A 21210-nucleotide genomic window follows, 5' to 3' on the forward strand; every position below is an offset into this window, starting at 1 on the left:
TCAGCCGACGCCCCAGCCGCCGGTGTCGGGGAAAGGCGCGGATGGCGGCGGGACGGCGGCTGCAACAGGATCGGCAACGATGCCGCGCGGCAGGGCGGGTGCGTCCGGCGGGGTGGGGCGCAGGCGCGTCGGCTTCACCCACCAGCCGGGTGACGCCGCCGCGATCGACTTGGCCGCCGCTTCCGCCGCCGCCGCCGTGGCGTAGAGGCCGAAGCAGGTAGCGCCGCTGCCGGACAGGCGGGGCAGCAGACAGCCGGTGCTGCGCTCCAGCGCCGCCAGAACGTCGGCGATCACCGGCGCGACCGTCAGGGCCGGGGCGGTGAGATCGTTGCTCCGCTCCAGCAGCAGGGATGCGAGATCGGCTGCGTCGACCGGCTTGCGGATGAAGCGGGCGGGGGCGGAGAAGGCGCCACCGCTCTTGACGCGGGCGGCGGCCATCGCCTTGAACACCGCCGGGGTCGGCACCGGCACGTTCGGGTTGACCAGCACCACATGGATTTCCGGCAGGTCCGGCGCCTCGTCCAGAATGTCGCCGATGCCGCCGAAATAGCAGCTGCGCCCGGCGACGCAGACCGGCACGTCGGCGCCCAGCCCGGCGGCGACCGCGAACAGCGCCGGGTCGTCGGGCGGCACGCCCCACAGCCGGGCGAGCGCCCGCAGGCAGGCGGCGGCGTCGGCCGATCCGCCGCCGATCCCCGATGCGACCGGCAGCGCCTTGGTCAGCGCGATCATCACGTCGGCCTCGCGGCCCAGCCGGGCGGCCAGCGCGTGGGCGGCGCGCATCACCAGATTGCTGGCCGGATTCTCGCCCATCAGGGCCGGGCCGAAGGGACCGGCGATGGCCAGACGCGGGCCGGCCGGCGGCAGGTCGGCTCCGCGCAACGCCACGCGCGCGGCAGCCGGCGTCAGGGTGATGCTGTCGCCGAACTCGGCAAAGGCGACGAGGCTGTCCAGCTCGTGATAGCCGTCGGCGCGGCGGCCGGTGACATGCAGGTAAAGGTTCAGCTTGGCCGGGGCGGCCTCGACGATGGGAATGCCGGTCATAAGCTCCAATCCGCTGGCGGGCGCGCGACGACGCCCCCTGTGTCGCACCCTTTGACCCGCAGCGGCAAGGGGCGTCAAATCTGGGCCAGCAGGTCCTTCAGCAGAGTCTCGCCCATCGGCCAGGGGCCGTGGCCGCTCTCGGTGTTGATGTGGCCGGACTCGCCAGCGTCGATGAAGTCGGCGCCCCACAGCGCGGCAAAGCCGCAGGCGCGGGCGGCGCTGCAGTAGGGATCGCTGCGGCTGCCGACCACCACCGTCGGGAAGGGCAGCGGATCGGCCGGCACCGGGGCGAAGCGGCAGGCCTCGGCCGGCACCGTTCCGGGCGATTCGACATCGGGCGGGGCGACCAGCAGGGCGGCGGCGACCTTTTCCGCCGCATCGCCGGCCGTCGCCCAGCGCGCCACCAGGATGCAGGACAGGCTGTGCGCGACCAGCACCACCGGGCCGGGGGCCGAGCGGACCGCATGGTCGAGCCGTTCCACCCACCGGTCGGGTTCCGGAGCGTCCCAATTGCCGAGATCGACGCGGGTCAGGGCCGGCAGCCGGCCTTCCAGCCAGGTCTGCCAGTGGTCGGGACCGGAGTTGCCGAGACCGGGAAGCACCAGAATGGTCGGCTGCGTCATTCTTTCAACTCTTCGTTCGTAAATGTTGCGTGTAGTGTCGGAAGGTTACCTGTGAATCGGAGAAATCTCTCCACGAGGTGGATCGGAATTCCAGGGCGTCGTCACGGAATGATGACGGAAAACCATAAGCGGGAAGAAGGGGAGAAACGTCTTGGACATCAGCGCCACCATCGCACAGGACCTCTGCGAGTCCATCGGGCGGGAACTGGATTCCGTCGTGTCCTTCGTCGGCACGGCCGGCAGCGTCGTCGCCTCCACCGCGCGGGAGCGGATCGGCACCACCCATCCGGCCGGCGCCGACATCATGGCCCGCCGCCTGGACGAGCGCGCGGTCAGCCGGGACGAGGCGGCCAGATCCGGCGGCGCCATGCGGGAAGGTTATGCCGTCGCCATCGATCTGGACGGCGACCGGGTGGGTGCGCTCGCCGTCGCCGGCCCGACGGAGCAGGCGCGCCGCTTCGCCCGCCTCGCCCGCCATTGGGTGGTGGCGACCCTGCGGGCGGAAACGGCGGAAACGCGCCGCCTCGCCCTGACGCGCGACCTGTCCGAGCGGGTGGAGCGCGAGGTCGGCGGATTCGCCGCCGAACTGGCCGAGGCCGGCCGCAAGCTGGAATCGGCGGTCGCCGCCGTCCGCTCCGCCGGGGCGGAGGGGCTGCGGCAGGCCGCCGATGCAGCCGGTGCGGCGCGTGCCGTCGACGGATCGGTCAGTGCCATCGCCGGCATGCTGGACCGGCTTGCTTCCACCTCCGACCAGATCTCCGGCGACACCAGCAAGGCGCGGGAGATCAGCCTGGCCGCGGCGTCGGACAGCGACCGCGCCACCACGGTGATGAACTCGCTGCGCTCCGCCGCCGAACAGATCGCCAGCGTGGTGAAGCTGATCAACGCCATCGCCAGCCAGACCAACCTGCTGGCGCTGAACGCCACCATCGAGGCGGCACGGGCGGGTGAGGCCGGGCGTGGATTCGCCGTCGTCGCCAACGAGGTGAAGGCGCTGTCGCGCCAGACCGCCGACGCCACCAAGCAGATCGCCGATCAGGTCGCCAACCTGCAAAAGGAGACCGCCGCGGTGGACGAGGCGCTGGGCCGCATCCACTCCACCATCGGTTCGATCCAGACGATCAACGGCACCGTCGCCGCGGCCATCGACGAGCAGGCGGCCCTGACCTCGGACGTCGCCCGCTCGCTCGACCAGTCGCGCCAGGACGCCATGGCGGCGGAGCAGCGGATCGGCGATGCCGAACAGACGCTGGGCGGGGTGACGCGGACGCTGGAGGAACTGACGACGCTGAGCCGGACCATCGCCGAGCGGGCCGGCAGCCTGGGCAGCGGCATCAGCGGCCGGATCGCCGACGTGCTGCGTCAGGTCCGGGGATAGGGCTGCTGGCAGTCGACGGAGTCGCCGCCGGGGATGGTGGCTCCGGCGATGGTGGTGCGGGCGCTGCCGCTGCGGGCGGCGGGGGCCGCACCGCCGGGCAGCGGCACGATCAACCGGCGTCTTACCGGCTGCTGTGCCGCGCGGCGCGACACGCCGGCGAAGATCTGCTTCGACGCCTCGATCATCGTCACCCCGGCGAAGGCCTTGAACCAGCGCCCGCCGACCTCTTCCCAAGCCGGCGCCGTCTTCTGCAGGAAATGCGAGCGCAGCGGCGGCATGAACAAGGCGTGGCGGGTGCGTTCCGGCACGAACATGGTGTCGCGCAGCACCTGCTTCAGTTGCGAGGCGGAATAGGGGAAACCGTGGCCGAAGGGGGTCCAGTCGGCGCGCGCCCACAGGCCGCGGCGGTTCGGCACCACCGCCAGCACCCGGCCGCCGCCGGCCAGCACCCGCCAGATCTCGCGCATCATCGGCCGCAGCTGTTCGGTGCCCTCCAGTCCATGAACCAGAAGCACGCGGTCGATGGTGTTGTCGCCGAAGGGCAGGTCGGCCTCGTCGCCCAGCGCCACCATGCCCGGCCCTTCCGCCGGCCAGAAGCTGACGCCCTGGCTGGCTGGCATCACCGCCACCACCCGGTCGGCCTCGCCCATGAAGGGACGCAGGTAGGGCGTGGTGTAGCCGACGCCGAGTACGATCTGGTTGCGCACGTCCGGCCAGATGGTGCGGATGCGCCGCCGGATCATCCGCTGGGCGGTGCGACCCAATCCGGACTCGTAGAACTCCCTCAGATCGACGATATCTGTGTACATGGTATCCCAAGCGTAACACGGGTTTCGTATCGCAACAGCAGGGAGTCCGCTGCCGTGGAGGTCATTCTCGTTCCGGCTTTCGCCGACAACTATATCTATGTGCTGCGCGACGCGGCATCCGGCAAGGTCGGCGTGGTCGATCCCGGCGATGCCGCACCGGTGCAGGCCGAGTTGGAGCGGCGCGGCTGGTCCCTCACCCACATCTTCCTGACCCATCACCACAACGACCATATCGGCGGCGCCGAGGAACTGAAGGCCCGCTATCGCGCCAGCGTGGTCGGCGCCCGCGCCGATGCCCACCGCATCCCCGGCCTGGACGTGATGCTGAGCGACGGCGACCGCACGGTGTTCGGCGAGCAGACCGCCCGCGTTTTCGCGGTGCCCGGCCACACCAGCGGCCATATCGCCTTCTGGTTCGAGGCGGCGGAGATCCTGTTCAGCGGCGACACGCTGTTCTCGCTCGGCTGTGGCCGTCTGTTCGAAGGCACGCCGGTCCAGATGTGGGACTCGCTGCAGAGCCTGCGGGCGCTGACCGACCAGACCCGCGTCTATTGCGGCCACGAATACACCCAGTCGAATGGCCGTTTCGCCCTGACGGTCGATCCGGACAATGCCGCCCTGCACCAGCGGATGGAGGAAGTGGCGGAACTGCGGGAGCGCAACCAGCCGACGATTCCCACCACCATCGGCATGGAACGCCGCACCAACCCCTTCCTGCGTGCCGACGATCCCAGCGTCCAGGCCGCCCTCGGCATGTCCGGCGCACCGTCGGTGGAGGTGTTCGCCGAATTGCGCCGCCGCAAGGATCATTTCCGGGGGTGAGGGTTGCCAGCCCGGCGGTGGACCGGCGATCCGGCCTGCCGCTAGCCTGTCGTCAGCCAATCAGAATCGGCCAATCAGAATCGGCCAATCAGAATCGGCCAATCAGAATCGGCCAATCAGAATCGGAAGGAGCGTCCATGTTGAAGCTGCGCTGGAGCCCCACCTCGCCCTATGTGCGCAAGGTGATGATGGTGCTGATCGAACGCGGCCTTGAGGACCGGGTGGAGCGGGTAACGACCGATCCCTGGTCGGCCGACACCGACCTGCCCCAGGATAACCCGCTGGGCAAGGTGCCGGCCCTGACTCTGGAGGACGGCACCACCCTGTTCGACAGCCCGGTGATCGTCGAATATCTCGATTCGCTGGGCGACCGGGCACCGCTGTTCCCGCCCGCCGGCCCGGCGCGCTGGGCGGTGCTGCGGCTGCAGGCCATCGCCGACGGCATCTGTGACGCCGCCATCCTGCGCCGGCTGGAGTCGATGCGACCGGACGGCGAGAAATCCGCCAACTGGATGGAACGCCAGCGCAAGGCGGTCGCCCGCTCGCTCGATCTCCTGGAGGCCGAAGCCGCGTCGCTGGACGGCGAGGCCACCATCGGCACGCTGGCGGTGCTGGTGGCGCTCGGCTATCTCGATTTCCGTTTCGGGCATGAGGATTGGCGCGAGGGCCGGCCGGCGCTGACCGCGTGGTTCGCCAAGGCCTCCGACCGTGACAGCCTGCGGCGAACGGCCCCGCCGGCGTGATCCAAACGTAAGCGCCGGGCGATGGTCCGGCGCTTGCCACGATTGTTCGAGCGGTCAACGTATTTTCAATCCCCGGAGAGTCTCTAAACTTTCCAAGAGGGATCTACTCGGGTACGCAACTTAAAAGCATATGTAAGTATTATTTTAGCACAGAAAAGAGTATTTCCTTATGCTAATATACCTATAAAGTGTGTCGGTGGGTTGATGGATGATCTGCTTGCAAGGTAGGTTGTGCTCGTTGTTTTTCATCAACTCATAAGGACACTCCAATGGTTGATTTCACGGTTGTCAATCCGACCAAGGACAGCTTCCGCACCGGTGTCAATATCAATCAGCCGTTCGAATTGGGAATCATCACGGTCGGCAATCCGACGGTGGGATCCGGCACCCTTGTTACCTTCGTTTCAAACACGCTGATTGCGAACGGGCAATATGCTGCTTTCGGCAACAGCGGCAACTTCCAGATCAATGTCACGCCGAGCGGCGCCAATTTCGCGGTCGCCATCGAAATCACCGGATCCTTCGGCGGCAACGGCCGTTCCTTCACGGCCAATGCAAGCCAGGACGGAAACACCATCACTCTGACTGATATCAACGACTCGAACACGAAGGTCGTGATTTCGCAGAACAACGGCAGCTTCCTGACGGATGGCAAGATCGACATCGGCCCGAGCTGGGTCCCGGTGACGCTCTACATCGACTCCGACGTCTGATCTCGTCTTTCCCATTACTGTGGATTTCTTTGAAGGAGGATCGGTTCATTCCACCGATCCTCCTTCGTTATTTCCTGCTTTTTCTGGCAAAATTCGCGATAACGCTTAGGACAATCTGACGGCTCATGCCGTCTGGATTGTGCGTCGCGAAAACTTCATCGAAGCGTCACCGATTCATCCAACCAGAAGGGCTACCCATGGCGCCGGCCGGCTTGCGGAGAACCGCGGGCGCGGCACGGACAACCTCCAAGCCACGGGTGGCCCATATGGCAAAGCCAGTCGACCAGCGCCGGCGGTCCGGCATCAAGTCGAAGATGCTGATCGCCTTCGGCACCGTGGCGGCACTTCCCTGCATTGCGGCGGTGGTGGGCTGGATGTCGTACGGCGCCGTCCGCGGCCATGTCGCCGACATCACCGGCACGCAGGTGCCCGTGCTCAGCGCCGCCCATGGCCTGGCCACCACGACGGCGCGGGTTCTGGCGCTGGGGCCGCTGATCGACGCCGCAACCTCCGAGGAGGATCTGAGCCGCCTGCGTAGCGCGGTGGCGGAACAGCGCGCGGCGCTGGACGGGCAACTCGCCCGGCTGGCTGACGGGCATGGTCATACTGGGGGCGATGCGGATCGCGTTGCGGAACTGACAGGCACGGCCCGATCATTGCTCGGCACCATCGATGCGCTGAGGACGGCGACCGGCCGGCGTCTCGCCCTGCAGGAACAGCGCAGCGGCCGGCTGGCGGAACTGAGCGACATTCATGCCAAGTTGCTCGCCGCGCTGAAGCCGGACATGCAGGCCTCGCGGGAGCAGCTGGCCCAGGCGATCGCCGCGATGGTGGAGGCGACTTCGCAATCCTCCGCGGTGATCGGCGCGGAACTGGGGCAGACGGTGATCCCGCTGTTCCAGTTGCGCGGCGCGGAAGCGGCCCTGGCCAAATCGCTGCTGATCGGCGCCTTCGAGACCGACCGGTCGAAGGTGATGTCGCTGTCCACCGACTTCGATTCCGCACTGTCGGACCTGCAGGGCGCGCTGCGTCCGCTGGCGAAGAGCGAGGCGGCGGCTCCGGTGGTGGCGACGATCAACGAGCTGGCGGCCTATGGCGACGGCGACAAGAGCGTCTACATGCGCCGCGTCCGCCAGCTCACCCCCGGCATTCCGGAGGCAGAGGCGCAGAAGCTGGCCGAGTCTCTGGCCGCCGGCGTCGACGACATCGTCCGGCTGGACCGCGACGCCAACGCCCGCATGCTGCCGTTGATGCTGAATTCCCGCGGCCGCATCGCCGAGGCCGGCAATGCCATCGCCGAGCGGATGCAGGACTTGTCCACCAACGTCGTTCCGGCGGCCCAGCATCGCTACACCGTGCTGAGCGGCCTGATGGCCGACGCCAACCTGCTGGCCGGCAAGCTCGCCGAGGCCGGCAATGCGGAAACGCCGGCCCGGCTGACGGGAGCCCGCCGGACGCTCGATCCGCTGGCGGCGACGATCCGCGGCACCTTGAAGGACGCCGGCGACGATCTGGGCGCGGAGACCCGCCGGCTGGCGGAGCGGCTGCTGGCTCTCGGCTTCGGCGACGACGGCATTCTGGCTCTGCGCAGCGGCGAACTGGCGGCGTATGCCGAGAATGCCACGCTGATCGACAGCAACCGCAGCACCGGCGCCGCCCTGACCGCCATGGTCGACGGGCTGGTCCAATCGGCCGAGCGGGCGACCGCCGACGGGGCCGCCGCCGCCCATGACGCGCTGGAGCGCACCAACGAGATCCAGTTCCTGCTGGCGACGGCCGGTGTGCTGCTGGCCGGGCTGATCGTCTCGCTCTATGTCGGGCGGCGCGTCGTCGGCCGGATGGAAGCATTGGCCGATGCCATGCGCCGGGTCGCCGGTGGCGACCTGACGGTGGAGCAGAAGGCCGACGGCAATGACGAGATCACCGATATGGCCCGCGCCCTGTTCGTCTTCATCGCCAATGCCCGCGCCATGGAAGAAGCGCATGAGAAGGTGGAGGTCGAGCGCCGCAACGCCGCGTCGGCCCGCCGCACCAGCATGCTGGAGATCGCCGACCAGTTCGAACGCAACGTGCTGAGCAGCGTCGAGACCCTGGCCGAGGCGGCGAGCGTCATGGCCGCCCGCGCCCGCTCGCTGACCGACATCGCCGCCAACGCCAACGACCGCGCCGAGGCCGCCATGCAACTGTCCGGCGAGATGGCGGCGGGGATCCAGCAGGTGGCGACCGCCGCGTCGGAAATCTCGCAGTCCATCGCCGAGATCAGCAAGCGCACCGGCGAATCGGCCCGCATCATCGGCGACACAGCCGCCGGGGCGGAACAGGTGAAGGCCACCGTCGCAGACCTGTCGAGCACGGCGGGCGAGATCGGCACCGTCGTCGGGCTGATCGACGAGATCGCCGGCCAGACCAACCTTCTGGCGCTGAACGCCACCATCGAGGCGGCGAGGGCAGGGGAGATGGGCCGCGGTTTCGCGGTGGTCGCGGGGGAGGTGAAGGCCCTTGCCGGCCAGACCGCCCAGGCCACCGCCGAGATCGCCCGCCAGATCGCCGCGACCCAGGCGGCCAGCCGACAGACCGCGGATGTGGTGGCGACCATGACCGGGAGCGTTCAGCGCATCGAATCCAACGCCTCGGCCATCGCCGCGGCGGTGGAGGAACAGGCGACCATCACGTCGAGCATCGTCGACAGTTCTCACCGCGTCGCGGTCGGCACCCAGGCGGCCTCCGACCATGTCGCCGGCCTGTCGGAAGCCGCAGCCAAGGTGCGCGCCCAGGCCGGCGACGTGCTGCAAGTTGCGGAAAGCCTGTCGCACGAGGCGACCAGCCTCGGCTCCGCCGTGCATCTGTTCCTTCAGGAAATCCGGGCCGCGCGATGAGCGTGCGGCTTCGGGCAAGAACGGGTCGGTTTCATAAAACTGACACGTAAACAAAACAAACCCGTCACTGGCGGCGGCTATGGTCACCGCGACGAAGAAGGCGGGTTACGACGTCCGGCCGAGGCCGGGCATTTCTCCAACCCAACGACACCGTCCAAACCTATCGGGAGTTTTGCCGTGAAAACCATGACTTCGGCGTTCGTTCGCTGCGCCGCCTTCGGTGCCCTGGCCGCTCTGTCCGTGTCGGTCGCCCCGCTGTCGGTCGCTTCGGCCGCCGACATCTCCGGCGCCGGCGCCACCTTCCCGTACCCGATCTATGCCAAGTGGGCCGACGCCTACAAGAAGGAGACGGGCACGGGCCTGAACTACCAGTCGATCGGTTCGGGCGGCGGCATCAAGCAGATCAAGGCCAAGACGGTCACCTTCGGCGCTTCGGACATGCCGCTGAAGCCGGAAGAGCTGGAGCAGGCCGGTCTGATCCAGTTCCCGATGATCATGGGCGGCGTGGTTCCGGTCGTGAACCTGAAGGGCATCAAGGCCGGTGAGGTCAAGCTGTCGGGCACCGTTCTCGCCAACATCTACATGGGCGAGATCACCAAGTGGAACGACGCCCAGATCAAGGCGCTGAACCCGAACGTCAACCTGCCGAACACCGCCATCGCCCCGGTCTACCGTTCCGACGGGTCGGGCACCAACTTCCTGTTCACCGACTACCTGTCGAAGACCAGCCCGAAGTTCAAGACCCAGATCGGCGCCAACACCTCGGTCCAGTGGCCGGCCGGCATCGGCGCCAAGGGCAACGAAGGCGTGGCCAACATGGTCAAGCAGACGGACGGCTCGATCGGCTACGTCGAATACGCCTACGCCAAGCAGAACAACATCACCCACCTCGACCTGCAGAACAAGGACGGCAAGACCGTCGCTCCGAAGATCGAGGCCTTCCAGGCTGCCGCGGCCAATGCCGACTGGGCCAATGCCAAGGGCTACTACGTCCTGCTGACGGACGAGCCGGGTGCGGAGAGCTGGCCGATCACCGGCGCCAGCTTCATCCTGATGTACAAGAACCCGCAGGACGCCTCGGCTTCCGCCGAAGCGCTGAAGTTCTTCGACTGGGCCTATAAGAACGGCGACAAGATGGCGACCGAGCTGGACTATGTCCCGATGCCGGCCTCGGTGGTGTCGCTGGTCCAGAAGACCTGGGCGCAGACCATCCAGGCTGATGGCAAGCCGGTCTGGACCGCGTCGGCCAAGTAACCACGGCCAACCGACCTTGGGCGTGCCGCAGGCCGGCACGCCCAAGGGCATGATCGCCGGTGGGAACGGAAATTGCGCCGTTCCCACCGCACGCCTCACGGAGCGGCCATGACCGAGATCGCGCTGACCTTGACCGACGCACACGCCTCCACCGCCCGACGGGCCCGCCGCCAGCGCCTGCAGGATGCGGCCTTCCGCAACGCCACCCTCGCATTCGCGCTGCTCGTCCTGCTGATCCTGGGCGGCGTCACGGTTTCCCTGATCGACGGCGCGCTTCCGGCACTGCGCACGTTCGGCTTCGGCTTCGTCGCGACCGAAGTCTGGAACCCGGTGTCCGAGCAATTCGGCGCGCTCGCCCCCATTTACGGCACGCTGGTTACCTCCCTCATCGCCATGGCCGTCGGCATTCCCGTCAGCTTCGGCATCGCGCTGTTCATCACCGAGATGTGCCCGGCCTGGCTGAAGCGCCCGCTCGGCGTCGCCATCGAGCTGCTCGCCGGCATTCCCAGCATCATCTACGGCATCTGGGGCCTGTTCGTCTTCGCCCCCTTCATGCAGTCGACGATCCAACCCTTCCTGATCAACACGCTGGGCCAGATCCCCGGCATCGGCAACCTGTTCATGGGCCCGCCCTACGGCATCGGCATCCTGACCGCCGGCCTGATCCTGGGCATCATGGTGCTGCCCTTCATCACCTCCATCACCCGCGACGTCTTCGAGACGGTGCCGCCGATGGTGCGCGAGTCCGCCTACGGGCTGGGCGCCACCACCTGGGAGGTGGTTTGGAACGTGGTGCTGCCCTACACCCGCACCGGCGTCGTTGGCGGCGTCATGCTGGGTCTCGGCCGCGCGCTGGGCGAGACGATGGCGGTCACCTTCGTCATCGGCAACGCGCACCGCATCAGTTCCTCGATCATGGCGCCGGGCACGACGATCTCGGCCTCCATCGCCAACGAATTCACCGAGGCGGTCGGCGACGTCTACACCGCGTCGCTGGTGGCGTTGGGCCTGATCCTGTTCCTGATCACCTTCACCGTGCTGTCGATCGCCAAGCTGATGCTGCTGCGCCTGCAGCGCAAGGCCGGAGTCTGAGGCCCATGACGATGTCCAATTCCGCGACGCTGGCGACCCCCATCGGGGGGCTGTATCACCGCCGGCGCATTGCCAACAAGGTGGCGCTGACCCTGGCGCTGGGCGCCGCCGGCTTCGGCCTGTTCTGGCTGGTCGCCATCCTGTGGACGCTGCTCTACAACGGGCTGTCCGCCATCAACCTCAGCCTGTTCACCGAGAACACGCCGCCGCCGGGCGGGGAGGGCGGTCTGCTGAACGCCATCTTCGGCAGCGTCATCATGACCACGGTCGCCACGCTGGTCGGCACGCCGGTCGGCGTGATGGCCGGCACCTACCTGGCGGAGTTCGGCCGCAACACCAAGCTGGCCGAGGTGGTGCGCTTCATCAACGACGTGTTGCTGAGCGCGCCGTCGATCATGGTCGGTCTGTTCGTCTACGAGGTTCTGGTCATCCGCATGGGCCATTTCTCGGCCTGGGCCGGCGCCATGGCCCTCGCGGTTCTGGTCATCCCGGTCGTCGTCCGCACGACCGAGGACATGTTGAAGCTGGTGCCCAACAGCCTGCGCGAGGCCGCAGCCGCCCTTGGCGCGCCGCAGTGGAAGGTCATCACCATGGTGGCCTACCGCGCCGCCCGCAACGGCATGATCACCGGCGTCCTGCTGGCCGTCGCCCGCATCAGCGGCGAGACCGCGCCGCTGCTGTTCACCGCCCTGAACAACCAGTTCTGGAGCGCGGACATGAACGCGCCGATGGCCAACCTGCCGGTGGTCATCTTCCAGTACGCGATGTCGCCCTATGAGGACTGGCGCCAGTTGGCCTGGGGTGGCGCGCTGCTGATCACGGTCGCCATCCTGCTCCTCAACATCGGCGCCCGGCTGCTGGCCGGTCTCGGCACGACGAGAAAGTAACCATGACGATGACCCACATGGACGCCAACAGCCCCACCCACGGCAGCCACCAGATGCCGCCCGGCATGCTCGCCGGGACCGCTGCCGAACGCCCGATCGCCGGCGCCGGCCTGCCCGAGAAGATCAGCGTCCGCAACCTGGACTTCTTCTATGACGGCTACCGGGCGCTGAAGAGCATCTCGCTGCCGCTGTACGACCGTCAGGTCACCGCCTTCATCGGCCCGTCGGGCTGCGGCAAGTCGACCCTGCTGCGCATCCTGAACCGGATGTACGACCTCTATCCCAAGCAAGTCGCCACCGGCGAGGTTCTGCTGGACGGTCACAACATCCTGTCGCCCAAGCAGGACCTGAACCTGCTGCGCGCCCGCGTCGGCATGGTGTTCCAGAAGCCGACGCCTTTCCCGATGTCGATCTACGACAACATCGCCTTCGGCGTGAAGCTGTACGAGAAGCTGTCCCGCGCCGACATGGACGAGCGGGTGGAGTTCTCGCTGCGCCGCGCCGCCTTGTGGGACGAGGTGAAGGACAAGCTGCGCCAGAACGGCATGAGCCTGTCCGGCGGCCAGCAGCAGCGCCTGTGCATCGCCCGCGCCATCGCGGTGAAGCCGTCGGTCCTGCTGCTGGACGAGCCGACCTCGGCGCTCGACCCCATCTCCACCGCCAAGTGCGAGGAGCTGATCGACGAGCTGCGTTCCGACTACTGCATCGCCATCGTCACCCACAACATGCAGCAGGCGGCCCGCATCTCCAACTTCACCGCCTTCATGTATCTGGGCGAGCTGATCGAATTCGGGAACACGGAAGAGATCTTCACCAATCCGACCAAGGAAAAGACGTCCGAATACATCACCGGCCGCTTCGGCTGACGTTTTGCGCCGCCGGTTCTTCCCGCGCTTGGGAAGGGCCGGCGGCGCAAAATCTTGATGCGGGACATACCGGGGGCTGTTCTCGGCACGCATCAGCTCAACCGCCGTCTTCCGTGCGATTTGCAAGTAAGGTAGGCTCCGCCCAGTCAGCATGATGGCGGGAACACCGGCGGCGTGAAGGACTTTCTTGCTTCGGATGCTTCCGGCATCGTCGTCGTGGCGCTGCTCCCCGCCGATATTCAAAGGCATCTTGGCGCCAAGACGACCCGCGTGTTCCTATCGTCGGAGACCCGGGACAGCCACAAAAAGCACAGATGGACAGCCGAAGCGTTCGCACGTCTTCAATCGATCCTGGACCAGGGTGAGGTCAGAGAGGATCGTGAAAGACACGTGATTGTGGCACACCACGATTCGGCTTGGTGGTGCGCAGTCATCAAAGTGACTGTAGACCGCAGAGAAGTGTATTTGCAGTCTCTGCGTCGGTCCAACAACGACCAGATCGCAAACATACGAATGCGCGGAATATTGGTTCGTCATGGCTGCTGAGAAGGTAGCGGCTGGGGAGAGAGACACGCCCCACGGACCCGAAGGCTACCCGGCATCTCTTACAGTACGCCGCCACCTGCATCTGAATATAGCTGCGACGAGAAAGTTCGACAAGACGTAGGGCAGGCAAGGTCACTGCGCGGCGGTTGGGGAAGGAAGCACTCACCACGGGCCCGAAGACTACCCGGCATCCCTTGCTTGTGCCGCGATTTTTCCATAATCATGCTTATGCGTCTAAAATTTGTAGGCGCAAAGCTAAAATGTCAGTCCAGCGCAACATAGAAGTGTCAGTCTTCCATCCGGTTTTCGACGGCTGGGAGGCTGGCGATGGGCTGGATCACGATGAGCGAACGGGACTTGCAACGGGTCGAGGTTCTCGGCGAGGTGCTGAGCGGTCGCCGTGGGATCGGATCGGCGGCGTCGGTTCTGGCTTTGAGCGAGCGTCAGGTGTGGCGGCTTCTGGCGCGCTACAAGGCCGGTGGCGGCGGTGCTTTGGTTCACCGGGGGCGCGGCCGTCCATCGAACCGGCGGCTTGGCGATGATGTGCGGGAGCGGGCGCTGGAGTTGGTTCGCAGCCGGTATGGCGATTTCGGCCCGACCCTGGCGGCGGAACTGCTGCGGGACAAGCATGGGCTGACGGTCTCGCGCGAGACGTTGCGCCAGTGGATGACGGACGCTGGTCTGTGGTTGTCGCGTCGGCAGCGCCGGCAGTTCCACCCTCCCCGGCTGCGCCGCGAGCGGTTCGGCGAGTTGATCCAGATCGACGGCAGCGAGCACCGCTGGTTCGAGGATCGCGCCGATCCCTGCACGCTTCTGGTGTTCATCGACGATGCGACAGGCCAGTTGATGCAGCTTCGCTTCGCTCAATCGGAGAGCGCCTTTTCCTACTTCGAGGCGCTGGAGGGCTATCTGAACGCCCATGGCCGGCCGTTGGCCTTCTACTCGGACAAAGCCACGGTGTTCCGGGTTCCACAGCGCGAGGCGAAGGGTGGCCAGGGCATGACGCAGTTCGGCCGGGCCTTGGCGGAATTGAACATCGAGATCCTGTGTGCCAACTCCAGCCAAGCCAAAGGGCGGGTCGAGCGGGTGAACCGGACGCTGCAGGACCGGCTGGTGAAGGAGTTGCGGCTGGCCGGCATCACCGGCATCGAGGCGGGCAACGCCTTCCTGCCCGGCTTCGTCGAGCGCTTCAACGCCCGCTTTGCCCTGCCCCCTTCCCGGCCGGACGATCTGCACCGGCCGTTGAACATCGCGCCGGATCGGCTGCGCCAGGTGCTGTGCTGGCGCGAACAGCGCCATGTCGGGCAGCAGCTGACGCTGTCCTACGAGCGCAAGCTGATCATGCTGGAGGAGACGGAGCTGACGCGGGGGCTGGTTGGCCAGTATGTCGACACCTACGCCTTCGCCGATGGCCGTCTGGAGGTGCGATGGAAGGGGGTGGCCTTGTCTTATCGGGCCTTCGACAAGGACCAGCGGGTCACCCAGGCCGACGTTGTGGAGAACAAGCGGCTGAGTGCGGTGCTGGCCCAGGTGAAGGAGATGCAGGAGAGCCGACCTCCACCTCGGGTGAAGACCAACAGCGAGAAGACCGGCTACCGCAAGACAGGCCGGCGCAAGCGGCAGGGCGGACCACCCGACAGTGCCTGCGCGGCCGACTGACCGCAGGTGTTTGCCCCCGACTTGAAGACCCGATGCGGCCGGCATTTCTGGCAGCAGGATGATGGCTCGGCGATCGTCGCCGCCGTCAAGCCCTGCGCCTGCGGCGCACCGCAAAGCGGCGATGGGGCTTGACCGCGCCGCCGAGCCGATCCCAAACGCATCCATGCCAGATATGCCGAAAAAGGCCGCCCCCCCGACACACCGTCAAGCCTAAGCCTGACCTACTGACATTCCTACTTTGCGCAAACCACTGACATTTCTATCCGGTTGCAACAAAATTTGTAGGCGCAAAGCTAAACTGTCAATCCGGCGCAACATAGAACTGTCAGTCCCGTGATGACATTGTGCCGGTACCAAGAATTCCGCCGCATCGGCAGGATGTGCAGATTTTTCCAAACCGGCCGCGAACCGACAAGACCGGAATCGCGTGGATGACAGACTTTGTCGCTCCCCCCACCTGTTTCATTGGGAAGGCGACGACAATGTCCGCACCGGCTGCAAGCGGCACTTCTCCCCTGCCATGGCTTCTGCTGCTCCTGTCGGTGACGACGGGGCTGGTCGATGCCATCAGCATTCTTGGTCTGGGCAAGGTCTTCACCGCCAATATGACCGGCAACATCGTCTTTCTCGGCTTCGCCGCGGTGGGAACGCCGGGCTTTCTGGTCGTGCCGGCGGTGACGGCGCTGGCCTCCTTCCTTACCGGGGCGCTGATCGCCGGACGGCTCGGCAGGACGCTGGCGGGACGGCCGATGCGGCACTGGCTGCTGGCCTCCGCGCTGTTCGAAACGTCGCTGTTCTGGATCGCGGCGGTCGTCGCTGCCGGCTTCGACACCGACCCCAATGTCGGGGAGCAATCCAGGGCGTTCGGCATCTATGCGATCATCGCCCTGACCGGGTTTGCCATGGGCTTCCGGAACGGAACCGTACGGCAACTGAAGGTTCCCGACCTCACCACGACGGTTCTGACCCTGACCCTGACCGGGGTGGCCGCCGATTCCAGTCTCGCCGGCGGAGCGAACATCAACCTCGGCAGGCGGTTGGCCAGCGTGGCGGCGATCTTCCTCGGGGCTGCCATCGGCGCCGTCATGGTGATGCAGAGCGGACTGGTGCTACCCCTGGTCGTCGTGGGCGCTCTGGTGTTGGCCGGCACCGCAGTCTGCGCGCTTCACCCCGTCGCTGCCGCGCCGGCGGCAGCCTGACGCTCCGGAGATCGATCATGAAGGCCGGCCGGATGGAGGCGTTCACCGATGGGGTGCTGGCGATCGTCATCACCATCATGGTGCTTGAGTTGAAGGTGCCGGCCGACGGAAGTCTCGCCGCACTGACCGAGCGTGTTCCCATTCTGCTGGCCTATGTGCTGTCCTTCATCAATGTCGGACTTTACTGGAACAACCATCATCATCTGTTGCAGGCGACCACGCGGATCGACGGGCGGGTTCTGTGGGCTAATCTGTTCCTGCTGTTCTGGCTGTCGCTGGTGCCCTTCGTCATCCGCTGGCTCGACGACAGCTCGTTCTCGCCGGTGGCGACGGCGGCCTATGGCGTCGTCCTCGGCATGGCGGCGGTCGGCTACAGCCTGACCGAACGGGCGATCATCGCCTGCGGCGGCCGGGAGTCGGCGGTGGCCCGTGCCGTCGGGACCGATCTGAAGGGAAAAATCAGCATAGCCATCTATGTGCTGGCCATTCCGGCGGCCTTCATCCTGCAATGGCTGTCCATCCTGCTGTATGTCCTGGTGATCCTGTTGTGGCTGGTGCCGGACCGCCGGATCGAACGCACCTTGGAGGGATGACGAAGCGATCAGCGCATGCATGATTTTGCCGATGGCGGTGGCGAGCAAGCCGGCTGCGCCGCGTGCGTCGGCAAAACATATCCGCGGTCGGAAATATTTCGCTTCACAAAGGGCTGCACACAGCCTATGATGATGCTTCACTGCGCGATGCCGCCCGGCCTGCCCTCTCTGGCCGGGGCGCGCCCGCGCCCTGTTCGGGCGCCTTAAACCTCGTTGTTCCTGAAGGTCTTTTCCATGTCTGCCGTTCTTCGTCCGCGCAAAGCCGCGACGGCCTTCATTCTCGTCACCGCGGCGCTCGACATCGTCGCGATGGGCATCGTCATTCCGGTGCTGCCGGCGTTGATCGAGCAATTCGCCGGAGCCGACACCCAGGCCGGCACCATCAATGGTGCGCTGATCGCGCTGTGGGCGCTGATGCAGTTTTTCTGCTCCCCGGTGATCGGATCGCTGTCCGACCGGTTCGGGCGGCGGCCGGTGATCCTGCTGTCGGCGCTGGGGCTGGCGGCGGATTATGTGCTGATGGCGGTGGCGCCGAACCTGTGGTGGCTGGTGGTCGGGCGGGCGGTCGCCGGCATCACCTCCTCCAGCTTCACCACCGTCTTCGCCTACATGGCCGACGTGACGCCGCCGGAGCAGCGGGCGCGCGCCTATGGTCTGATCGGTGCCGCGTTCAGCGCCGGCTTCATCGCCGGTCCACTGCTGGGCGGCCTGCTGGGCGAGATCTCGCCGCGGGCACCCTTCTGGGGGGCGGGCCTGCTCAGCGGGCTGGCGTTCCTCTATGGTCTGGTGGTGCTGCCGGAATCGCTGCCGCATGATCGCCGCATGGCCTTCTCCTGGCGCCGGGCAAACCCGTTCGGAGCGTTGCGCCTGCTGCGTTCGCACCCGGAGCTGTAGGGGCTGGCGGCGGTCAATTTCATGCTTCATGTCTCCCACCAGGTCTTCCCGGCCGTCTTCGTGCTCTATGCCGCGCACCGCTATGGCTGGAGCGCCTGGGATGTCGGGCTTCTGCTGGCGGTGGTCGGCGCGCTCGACATGGTCATGCAGGGGCTGGTGGTCTCGCGCATGGTGACGTGGCTGGGCGATCGCGGCACGATGGTCGTCGGCCTGTTCGGCGGGGCCGCCGGGCTGGCCTGCATGGGGCTGGCGCCGACCGGCGGCTGGTTCGCACTCGCCATCCTGCCGAACGCGCTGTGGGGCTTGGCGATGCCGACCATCCAGTCGCTGATGACGCAACGGGTCAGCCCGTCGGAGCAGGGTCAGCTGCAGGGCGCCAACATGAGCGTGGCCAGCGTCGCCGGCATCCTGTCGCCGGTCTTCTTCGGGGCGGTCTATTCCGCATCGGTGGGCAGCGAACCGCTGTTTCCGCTCCCGGGTGCCGCCTTCCTGATTGCGGCGCTGGTGTTGCTGGCCGGCGCGCTGATCGGCTGGGTGGTGGCGCGCCGCAACGGGCGGGCGGTGGGGGCGGACGGCGTCGCCGCCTGAACGTTACCCCCTGCCCTCCTGACCCATGGCCGGCCCTTGCACCGGCTGTGGGGCGTCCCACATAGCTGTCGCGCCACCCCGCACAATGTCCCATTGCTCCGCTGCGTTATCAGCGGTGGGATTTTGCCGGCCGACAAGGTAAGACTGTAGGCTTATCCATCCGCATTGTTGATAGAGACCCGGAGAACGCGATGCTCGCGGCCCCCAACCTGTTCGCCCACCGCCCGGACCGGAGCGTGCGCCCCAAGGCGGCGCCCTTCCTGCCGATGTCGCGTGCGGAAATGGACCGGCTGGGCTGGGACCAGTGCGACGTCATCGTCGTCACCGGCGACGCCTATATCGACCATCCCAGCTTCGGCATGGCGATCATCGGCCGACTGCTGGAATCGCAGGGGCTGCGCGTCGGCATCATCGCCCAGCCGGACTGGAGCAGTGCGGAGCCGTTCAAGATCCTGGGCAAGCCGCGGCTGTTCTGGGGCGTGACCGGCGGCAACATGGATTCGATGGTCAACCACTACACGGCCGACCGCCGCCTGCGCCACAATGACAGCTACACGCCGAACGACGAGGGCGGCAAGCGGCCGGACCGCGCCGTCATCGTCTATTCCCAGCGCTGCCGCGAAGCTTTCAAGGATGTCCCCATCGTGCTGGGCGGCATCGAGGCGAGCCTGCGCCGCATCGCCCAGTACGATCACTGGAGCGAGAAGATCCGCCGCTCCGTCCTGGTCGATTCCAAGGCGGACATGCTGGTCTACGGCAACGCCGAACGCGCCATCATCGAGATCGCCCAGCGTGCGCTGAATGGAGAATCGCCCAAGGCGATGACCGACATCCGCGGCACCGCCATCATGCGCTCGTCCCTGCCGGAAGGCTGGACCGTGGTCGACAGCAGCTCCATCGACGACCCCGCCGCAACGGTGTCGCCGCGCGCCGCCGGGGCCGACCGCATGGTGGTCCGCCTGCCCAGCTACGAGCAGGTTACGGCCGACAAGGTGCTCTATGCCCATGCCAGCCGTGTGCTGCACCAGGAGAGCAATCCCGGCAACGCCCGCGCGCTGGGTCCAGCGCCACGGCGACCGCGACGTGTGGCTGAACCCGCCGCCGATCCCGTTGGAGACAACGAGATGGACGGCGTCTACGACCTGCCCTACGCCCGTGCGCCCCACCCGTCCTACGGCGACGCGCGCATCCCGGCCTGGGAGATGATCCGCTTCTCGGTCAACATCATGCGCGGTTGCTTCGGCGGCTGCTCCTTCTGCTCGATCACCGAGCATGAGGGACGCATCATTCAGAGCCGGTCGGAAGGGTCGATCCTGCGCGAGATCGAGCATATCCGCGACAAGACCAAGGGCTTCACCGGCGTCATCTCCGACATGGGCGGGCCGACCGCCAACATGTACCGCCTCGCTGCAAGGACAAGGAGACGGAATCGGTCTGCCGGCGTCCGTCCTGCGTCTTCCCGGACATCTGCAAGAACCTGAAACACGACCATTCCTCGCTGGTCCAGCTCTACCGCAAGGCCCGCGCGGTGCCGGGGGTGAAGAAGATCCACATCGCGTCTGGGCTGCGCTACGACCTCGCCGTCCGCAATCCGGAATATGTGAAGGAGCTGGTGACCCACCATGTCGGCGGTTACCTGAAGATCGCCCGGAACACACCGAGCCGGGTCCGCTGGCGAAGATGATGAAGCCCGGCATGGGCGCCTATGACGAGTTCAAGCGGATGTTCGACAAGGCGGCGAAGGAGGCGGGAAAGAAGCTCTACCTGATCCCCTACTTCATCGCCGCCCATCCCGGCACGACGGACGAGGACATGATGAACCTCGCCCTGTGGCTGAAGCGGAACGGCTTCAAGGCGGATCAGGTGCAGACCTTCCTACCCTCGCCGATGTCGCTGGCGACGGCGATGTACCACAGCGAGCGCAATCCCTGCGCCCGGTGCGCCGCGTCGGGTCGGAGATGGTGTCGTCGGCGAAGGGGCTGAAGCAGCGCCGCCTGCACAAGGCCTTCCTGCGCTACCACGATCCGGAGAACTGGCCGATCCTGCGCGAGGCGTTGAAACGCATGGGCCGCGAGGACCTGATCGGACCGGGCGAAGAGCATCTGATCCCGGCTTGGCAACCGGTCGGCGCCACCGCCAAGCCGCGGGAGAAGGGACCGAAAGGCAAGACCTTCCTGACCCAGCAGGCCGGCCAGGGGCGCCGCGTGGTGCCGCCGGTGGGAAAGCCGCCGGGGGCGAAACCGGCCGGGGTTGGAGGCAAGCCTTCCGGCATGAAGCCACGCCAGACGAATTTGAAGGGCCGGTAGCGTTCAAGGACTTCTTCGGTCGTCATTCCCGCGAAGGCGGGAATCCAGCCTTTCCGGAGCGGTCGCTTCGGGAACACTGGATCCCTGCCTTCGCGGGGATGACGCGCAGTTGTCGCTGTTCAGGCTGGTTCTTCGTGCCTCGAACCCATGCCACTCGGGAAGAGAGCGCATCTAACGCCGCATAACGCCTTCGCGCCGGCTGCCTGAAGCCCCGCACCTGTCAATCCCGCATTTCCCCCAACGGCGCCGCCGCCTTTACGGCCGGCCCTGCCCCGGTTGGAACCCATGGCTCTGTCGAAACGCACCCCGCGCCGAACG

20 protein-coding genes and 1 pseudogene are annotated in these 21210 nt (G+C 66.7%); 18 read left to right on the forward strand and 3 right to left on the reverse strand.

The window, feature by feature from the left end; all coding sequences use genetic code 11:
- Positions 1–1044 carry a 4-(cytidine 5'-diphospho)-2-C-methyl-D-erythritol kinase gene (locus B9N97_RS28380; RefSeq protein ID WP_085091156.1) on the reverse strand — a complete coding sequence of 348 codons (1044 nt, stop codon included), beginning with the start codon at positions 1042–1044 and terminating at the stop codon, positions 1–3.
- A gap of 74 nt (positions 1045–1118) precedes the next feature.
- Positions 1119–1667: an RBBP9/YdeN family alpha/beta hydrolase gene (locus B9N97_RS28385; RefSeq protein ID WP_085091157.1), complete on the reverse strand. Its 549-nt coding sequence runs from the start codon at positions 1665–1667 to the stop codon at positions 1119–1121.
- A gap of 151 nt (positions 1668–1818) precedes the next feature.
- Between B9N97_RS28385 and B9N97_RS28390 the strand changes: the two genes are divergently transcribed.
- The gene (locus tag B9N97_RS28390) at positions 1819–3045 is read left to right on the forward strand and encodes a methyl-accepting chemotaxis protein (RefSeq protein WP_085091158.1); all 1227 of its coding nucleotides are present in this window, start codon (positions 1819–1821) and stop codon (positions 3043–3045) included.
- Here B9N97_RS28390 and B9N97_RS28395 read toward each other — a convergent pair.
- Positions 3030–3854 carry a methyltransferase domain-containing protein gene (locus B9N97_RS28395; protein ID WP_085091159.1) on the reverse strand — a complete coding sequence of 275 codons (825 nt, stop codon included), beginning with the start codon at positions 3852–3854 and terminating at the stop codon, positions 3030–3032. The two genes, B9N97_RS28390 and B9N97_RS28395, sit on opposite strands and share 16 nt — an antisense overlap.
- Positions 3855–3908: 54 nt before the next feature.
- Between B9N97_RS28395 and gloB the strand changes: the two genes are divergently transcribed.
- From gloB to B9N97_RS36515, 17 genes and pseudogenes are all read left to right on the forward strand, one after another.
- The gene (gene gloB, locus B9N97_RS28400; RefSeq protein WP_085091160.1) at positions 3909–4676 is read left to right on the forward strand and encodes a hydroxyacylglutathione hydrolase; all 768 of its coding nucleotides are present in this window, start codon (positions 3909–3911) and stop codon (positions 4674–4676) included.
- 137 nt (positions 4677–4813) lie between these two features.
- Positions 4814–5419: a glutathione S-transferase N-terminal domain-containing protein gene (locus B9N97_RS28405; protein ID WP_208621282.1), complete on the forward strand. Its 606-nt coding sequence runs from the start codon at positions 4814–4816 to the stop codon at positions 5417–5419.
- A gap of 269 nt (positions 5420–5688) precedes the next feature.
- Positions 5689–6132 carry a hypothetical protein gene (locus B9N97_RS28410; protein WP_085091161.1) on the forward strand — a complete coding sequence of 148 codons (444 nt, stop codon included), beginning with the start codon at positions 5689–5691 and terminating at the stop codon, positions 6130–6132.
- A 266-nt stretch (positions 6133–6398) separates the two neighbouring features.
- Positions 6399–9008 (forward strand): methyl-accepting chemotaxis protein, encoded by a 2610-nt coding sequence (locus B9N97_RS28415; protein ID WP_244560972.1) that lies wholly within the window; start codon positions 6399–6401, stop codon positions 9006–9008.
- A gap of 186 nt (positions 9009–9194) precedes the next feature.
- Positions 9195–10262: a phosphate ABC transporter substrate-binding protein PstS gene (gene pstS / locus B9N97_RS28420; RefSeq protein WP_085091163.1), complete on the forward strand. Its 1068-nt coding sequence runs from the start codon at positions 9195–9197 to the stop codon at positions 10260–10262.
- A gap of 108 nt (positions 10263–10370) precedes the next feature.
- Positions 10371–11354, forward strand: coding sequence for a phosphate ABC transporter permease subunit PstC (pstC, locus tag B9N97_RS28425; RefSeq protein WP_085091164.1), 984 nt, complete (start codon positions 10371–10373; stop codon positions 11352–11354).
- A gap of 5 nt (positions 11355–11359) precedes the next feature.
- Entirely contained in the window at positions 11360–12241 is an 882-nt protein-coding gene (gene pstA / locus B9N97_RS28430; protein WP_085091165.1) for a phosphate ABC transporter permease PstA, read from the forward strand.
- Between the two features lie 2 nt (positions 12242–12243).
- Positions 12244–13107: a phosphate ABC transporter ATP-binding protein PstB gene (pstB, locus tag B9N97_RS28435; RefSeq protein ID WP_432264212.1), complete on the forward strand. Its 864-nt coding sequence runs from the start codon at positions 12244–12246 to the stop codon at positions 13105–13107.
- A 174-nt stretch (positions 13108–13281) separates the two neighbouring features.
- A complete protein-coding gene (locus B9N97_RS35270; protein WP_143266898.1) occupies positions 13282–13653 on the forward strand; it encodes a hypothetical protein in 372 nt (123 codons plus the stop codon).
- A gap of 327 nt (positions 13654–13980) precedes the next feature.
- The gene (locus B9N97_RS28440; protein WP_085083673.1) at positions 13981–15312 is read left to right on the forward strand and encodes an ISNCY family transposase; all 1332 of its coding nucleotides are present in this window, start codon (positions 13981–13983) and stop codon (positions 15310–15312) included.
- A 482-nt stretch (positions 15313–15794) separates the two neighbouring features.
- Positions 15795–16511 carry a YoaK family protein gene (locus B9N97_RS28445; RefSeq protein WP_085090775.1) on the forward strand — a complete coding sequence of 239 codons (717 nt, stop codon included), beginning with the start codon at positions 15795–15797 and terminating at the stop codon, positions 16509–16511.
- Between the two features lie 17 nt (positions 16512–16528).
- Positions 16529–17104 (forward strand): TMEM175 family protein, encoded by a 576-nt coding sequence (locus tag B9N97_RS28450; protein WP_085090776.1) that lies wholly within the window; start codon positions 16529–16531, stop codon positions 17102–17104.
- Positions 17105–17338: 234 nt separating this feature from the next.
- Positions 17339–17998: an MFS transporter gene (locus B9N97_RS36495; protein ID WP_244560931.1), complete on the forward strand. Its 660-nt coding sequence runs from the start codon at positions 17339–17341 to the stop codon at positions 17996–17998.
- A gap of 3 nt (positions 17999–18001) precedes the next feature.
- A complete protein-coding gene (locus B9N97_RS36500; protein WP_348520099.1) occupies positions 18002–18586 on the forward strand; it encodes an MFS transporter in 585 nt (194 codons plus the stop codon).
- A 191-nt stretch (positions 18587–18777) separates the two neighbouring features.
- Complete coding sequence (locus B9N97_RS36505; protein ID WP_244560973.1) at positions 18778–20067, forward strand: YgiQ family radical SAM protein; 1290 nt, start codon at positions 18778–18780, stop codon at positions 20065–20067.
- 56 nt (positions 20068–20123) lie between these two features.
- Positions 20124–20270: a hypothetical protein gene (locus tag B9N97_RS36510; RefSeq protein ID WP_244560974.1), complete on the forward strand. Its 147-nt coding sequence runs from the start codon at positions 20124–20126 to the stop codon at positions 20268–20270.
- A 221-nt stretch (positions 20271–20491) separates the two neighbouring features.
- Positions 20492–20892 (forward strand): annotated as a pseudogene (locus B9N97_RS36515) (DUF3362 domain-containing protein).
- Positions 20893–21210: the final 318 nt, after the last annotated feature.

This window comes from Azospirillum oryzae (assembly GCF_900177515.1).
GTDB lineage: Bacteria > Pseudomonadota > Alphaproteobacteria > Azospirillales > Azospirillaceae > Azospirillum > Azospirillum oryzae_A.

Bases quoted from the DNA above. Each gene is read 5' to 3' on its own strand.
- B9N97_RS28440 (WP_085083673.1), top strand. From the start codon at position 13,981: ATGGGCTGGATCACGATGAGCGAACGGGACTTGCAACGGGTCGAGGTT.
- B9N97_RS28410 (WP_085091161.1), top strand. From the start codon at position 5,689: ATGGTTGATTTCACGGTTGTCAATCCGACCAAGGACAGCTTCCGCACC.
- B9N97_RS36495 (WP_244560931.1), top strand. From the start codon at position 17,339: ATGTCTGCCGTTCTTCGTCCGCGCAAAGCCGCGACGGCCTTCATTCTC.
- pstB (WP_432264212.1), top strand. From the start codon at position 12,244: ATGACGATGACCCACATGGACGCCAACAGCCCCACCCACGGCAGCCAC.
- B9N97_RS28445 (WP_085090775.1), top strand. From the start codon at position 15,795: ATGTCCGCACCGGCTGCAAGCGGCACTTCTCCCCTGCCATGGCTTCTG.
- B9N97_RS36505 (WP_244560973.1), top strand. From the start codon at position 18,778: ATGCTCGCGGCCCCCAACCTGTTCGCCCACCGCCCGGACCGGAGCGTG.
- pstS (WP_085091163.1), top strand. From the start codon at position 9,195: ATGACTTCGGCGTTCGTTCGCTGCGCCGCCTTCGGTGCCCTGGCCGCT.
- B9N97_RS28380 (WP_085091156.1), bottom strand. From the start codon at position 1,044: ATGACCGGCATTCCCATCGTCGAGGCCGCCCCGGCCAAGCTGAACCTT.
- B9N97_RS28395 (WP_085091159.1), bottom strand. From the start codon at position 3,854: ATGTACACAGATATCGTCGATCTGAGGGAGTTCTACGAGTCCGGATTG.
- B9N97_RS28415 (WP_244560972.1), top strand. From the start codon at position 6,399: ATGGCAAAGCCAGTCGACCAGCGCCGGCGGTCCGGCATCAAGTCGAAG.
- B9N97_RS28385 (WP_085091157.1), bottom strand. From the start codon at position 1,667: ATGACGCAGCCGACCATTCTGGTGCTTCCCGGTCTCGGCAACTCCGGT.
- pstC (WP_085091164.1), top strand. From the start codon at position 10,371: ATGACCGAGATCGCGCTGACCTTGACCGACGCACACGCCTCCACCGCC.
- B9N97_RS28450 (WP_085090776.1), top strand. From the start codon at position 16,529: ATGAAGGCCGGCCGGATGGAGGCGTTCACCGATGGGGTGCTGGCGATC.
- pstA (WP_085091165.1), top strand. From the start codon at position 11,360: ATGACGATGTCCAATTCCGCGACGCTGGCGACCCCCATCGGGGGGCTG.
- B9N97_RS28405 (WP_208621282.1), top strand. From the start codon at position 4,814: ATGTTGAAGCTGCGCTGGAGCCCCACCTCGCCCTATGTGCGCAAGGTG.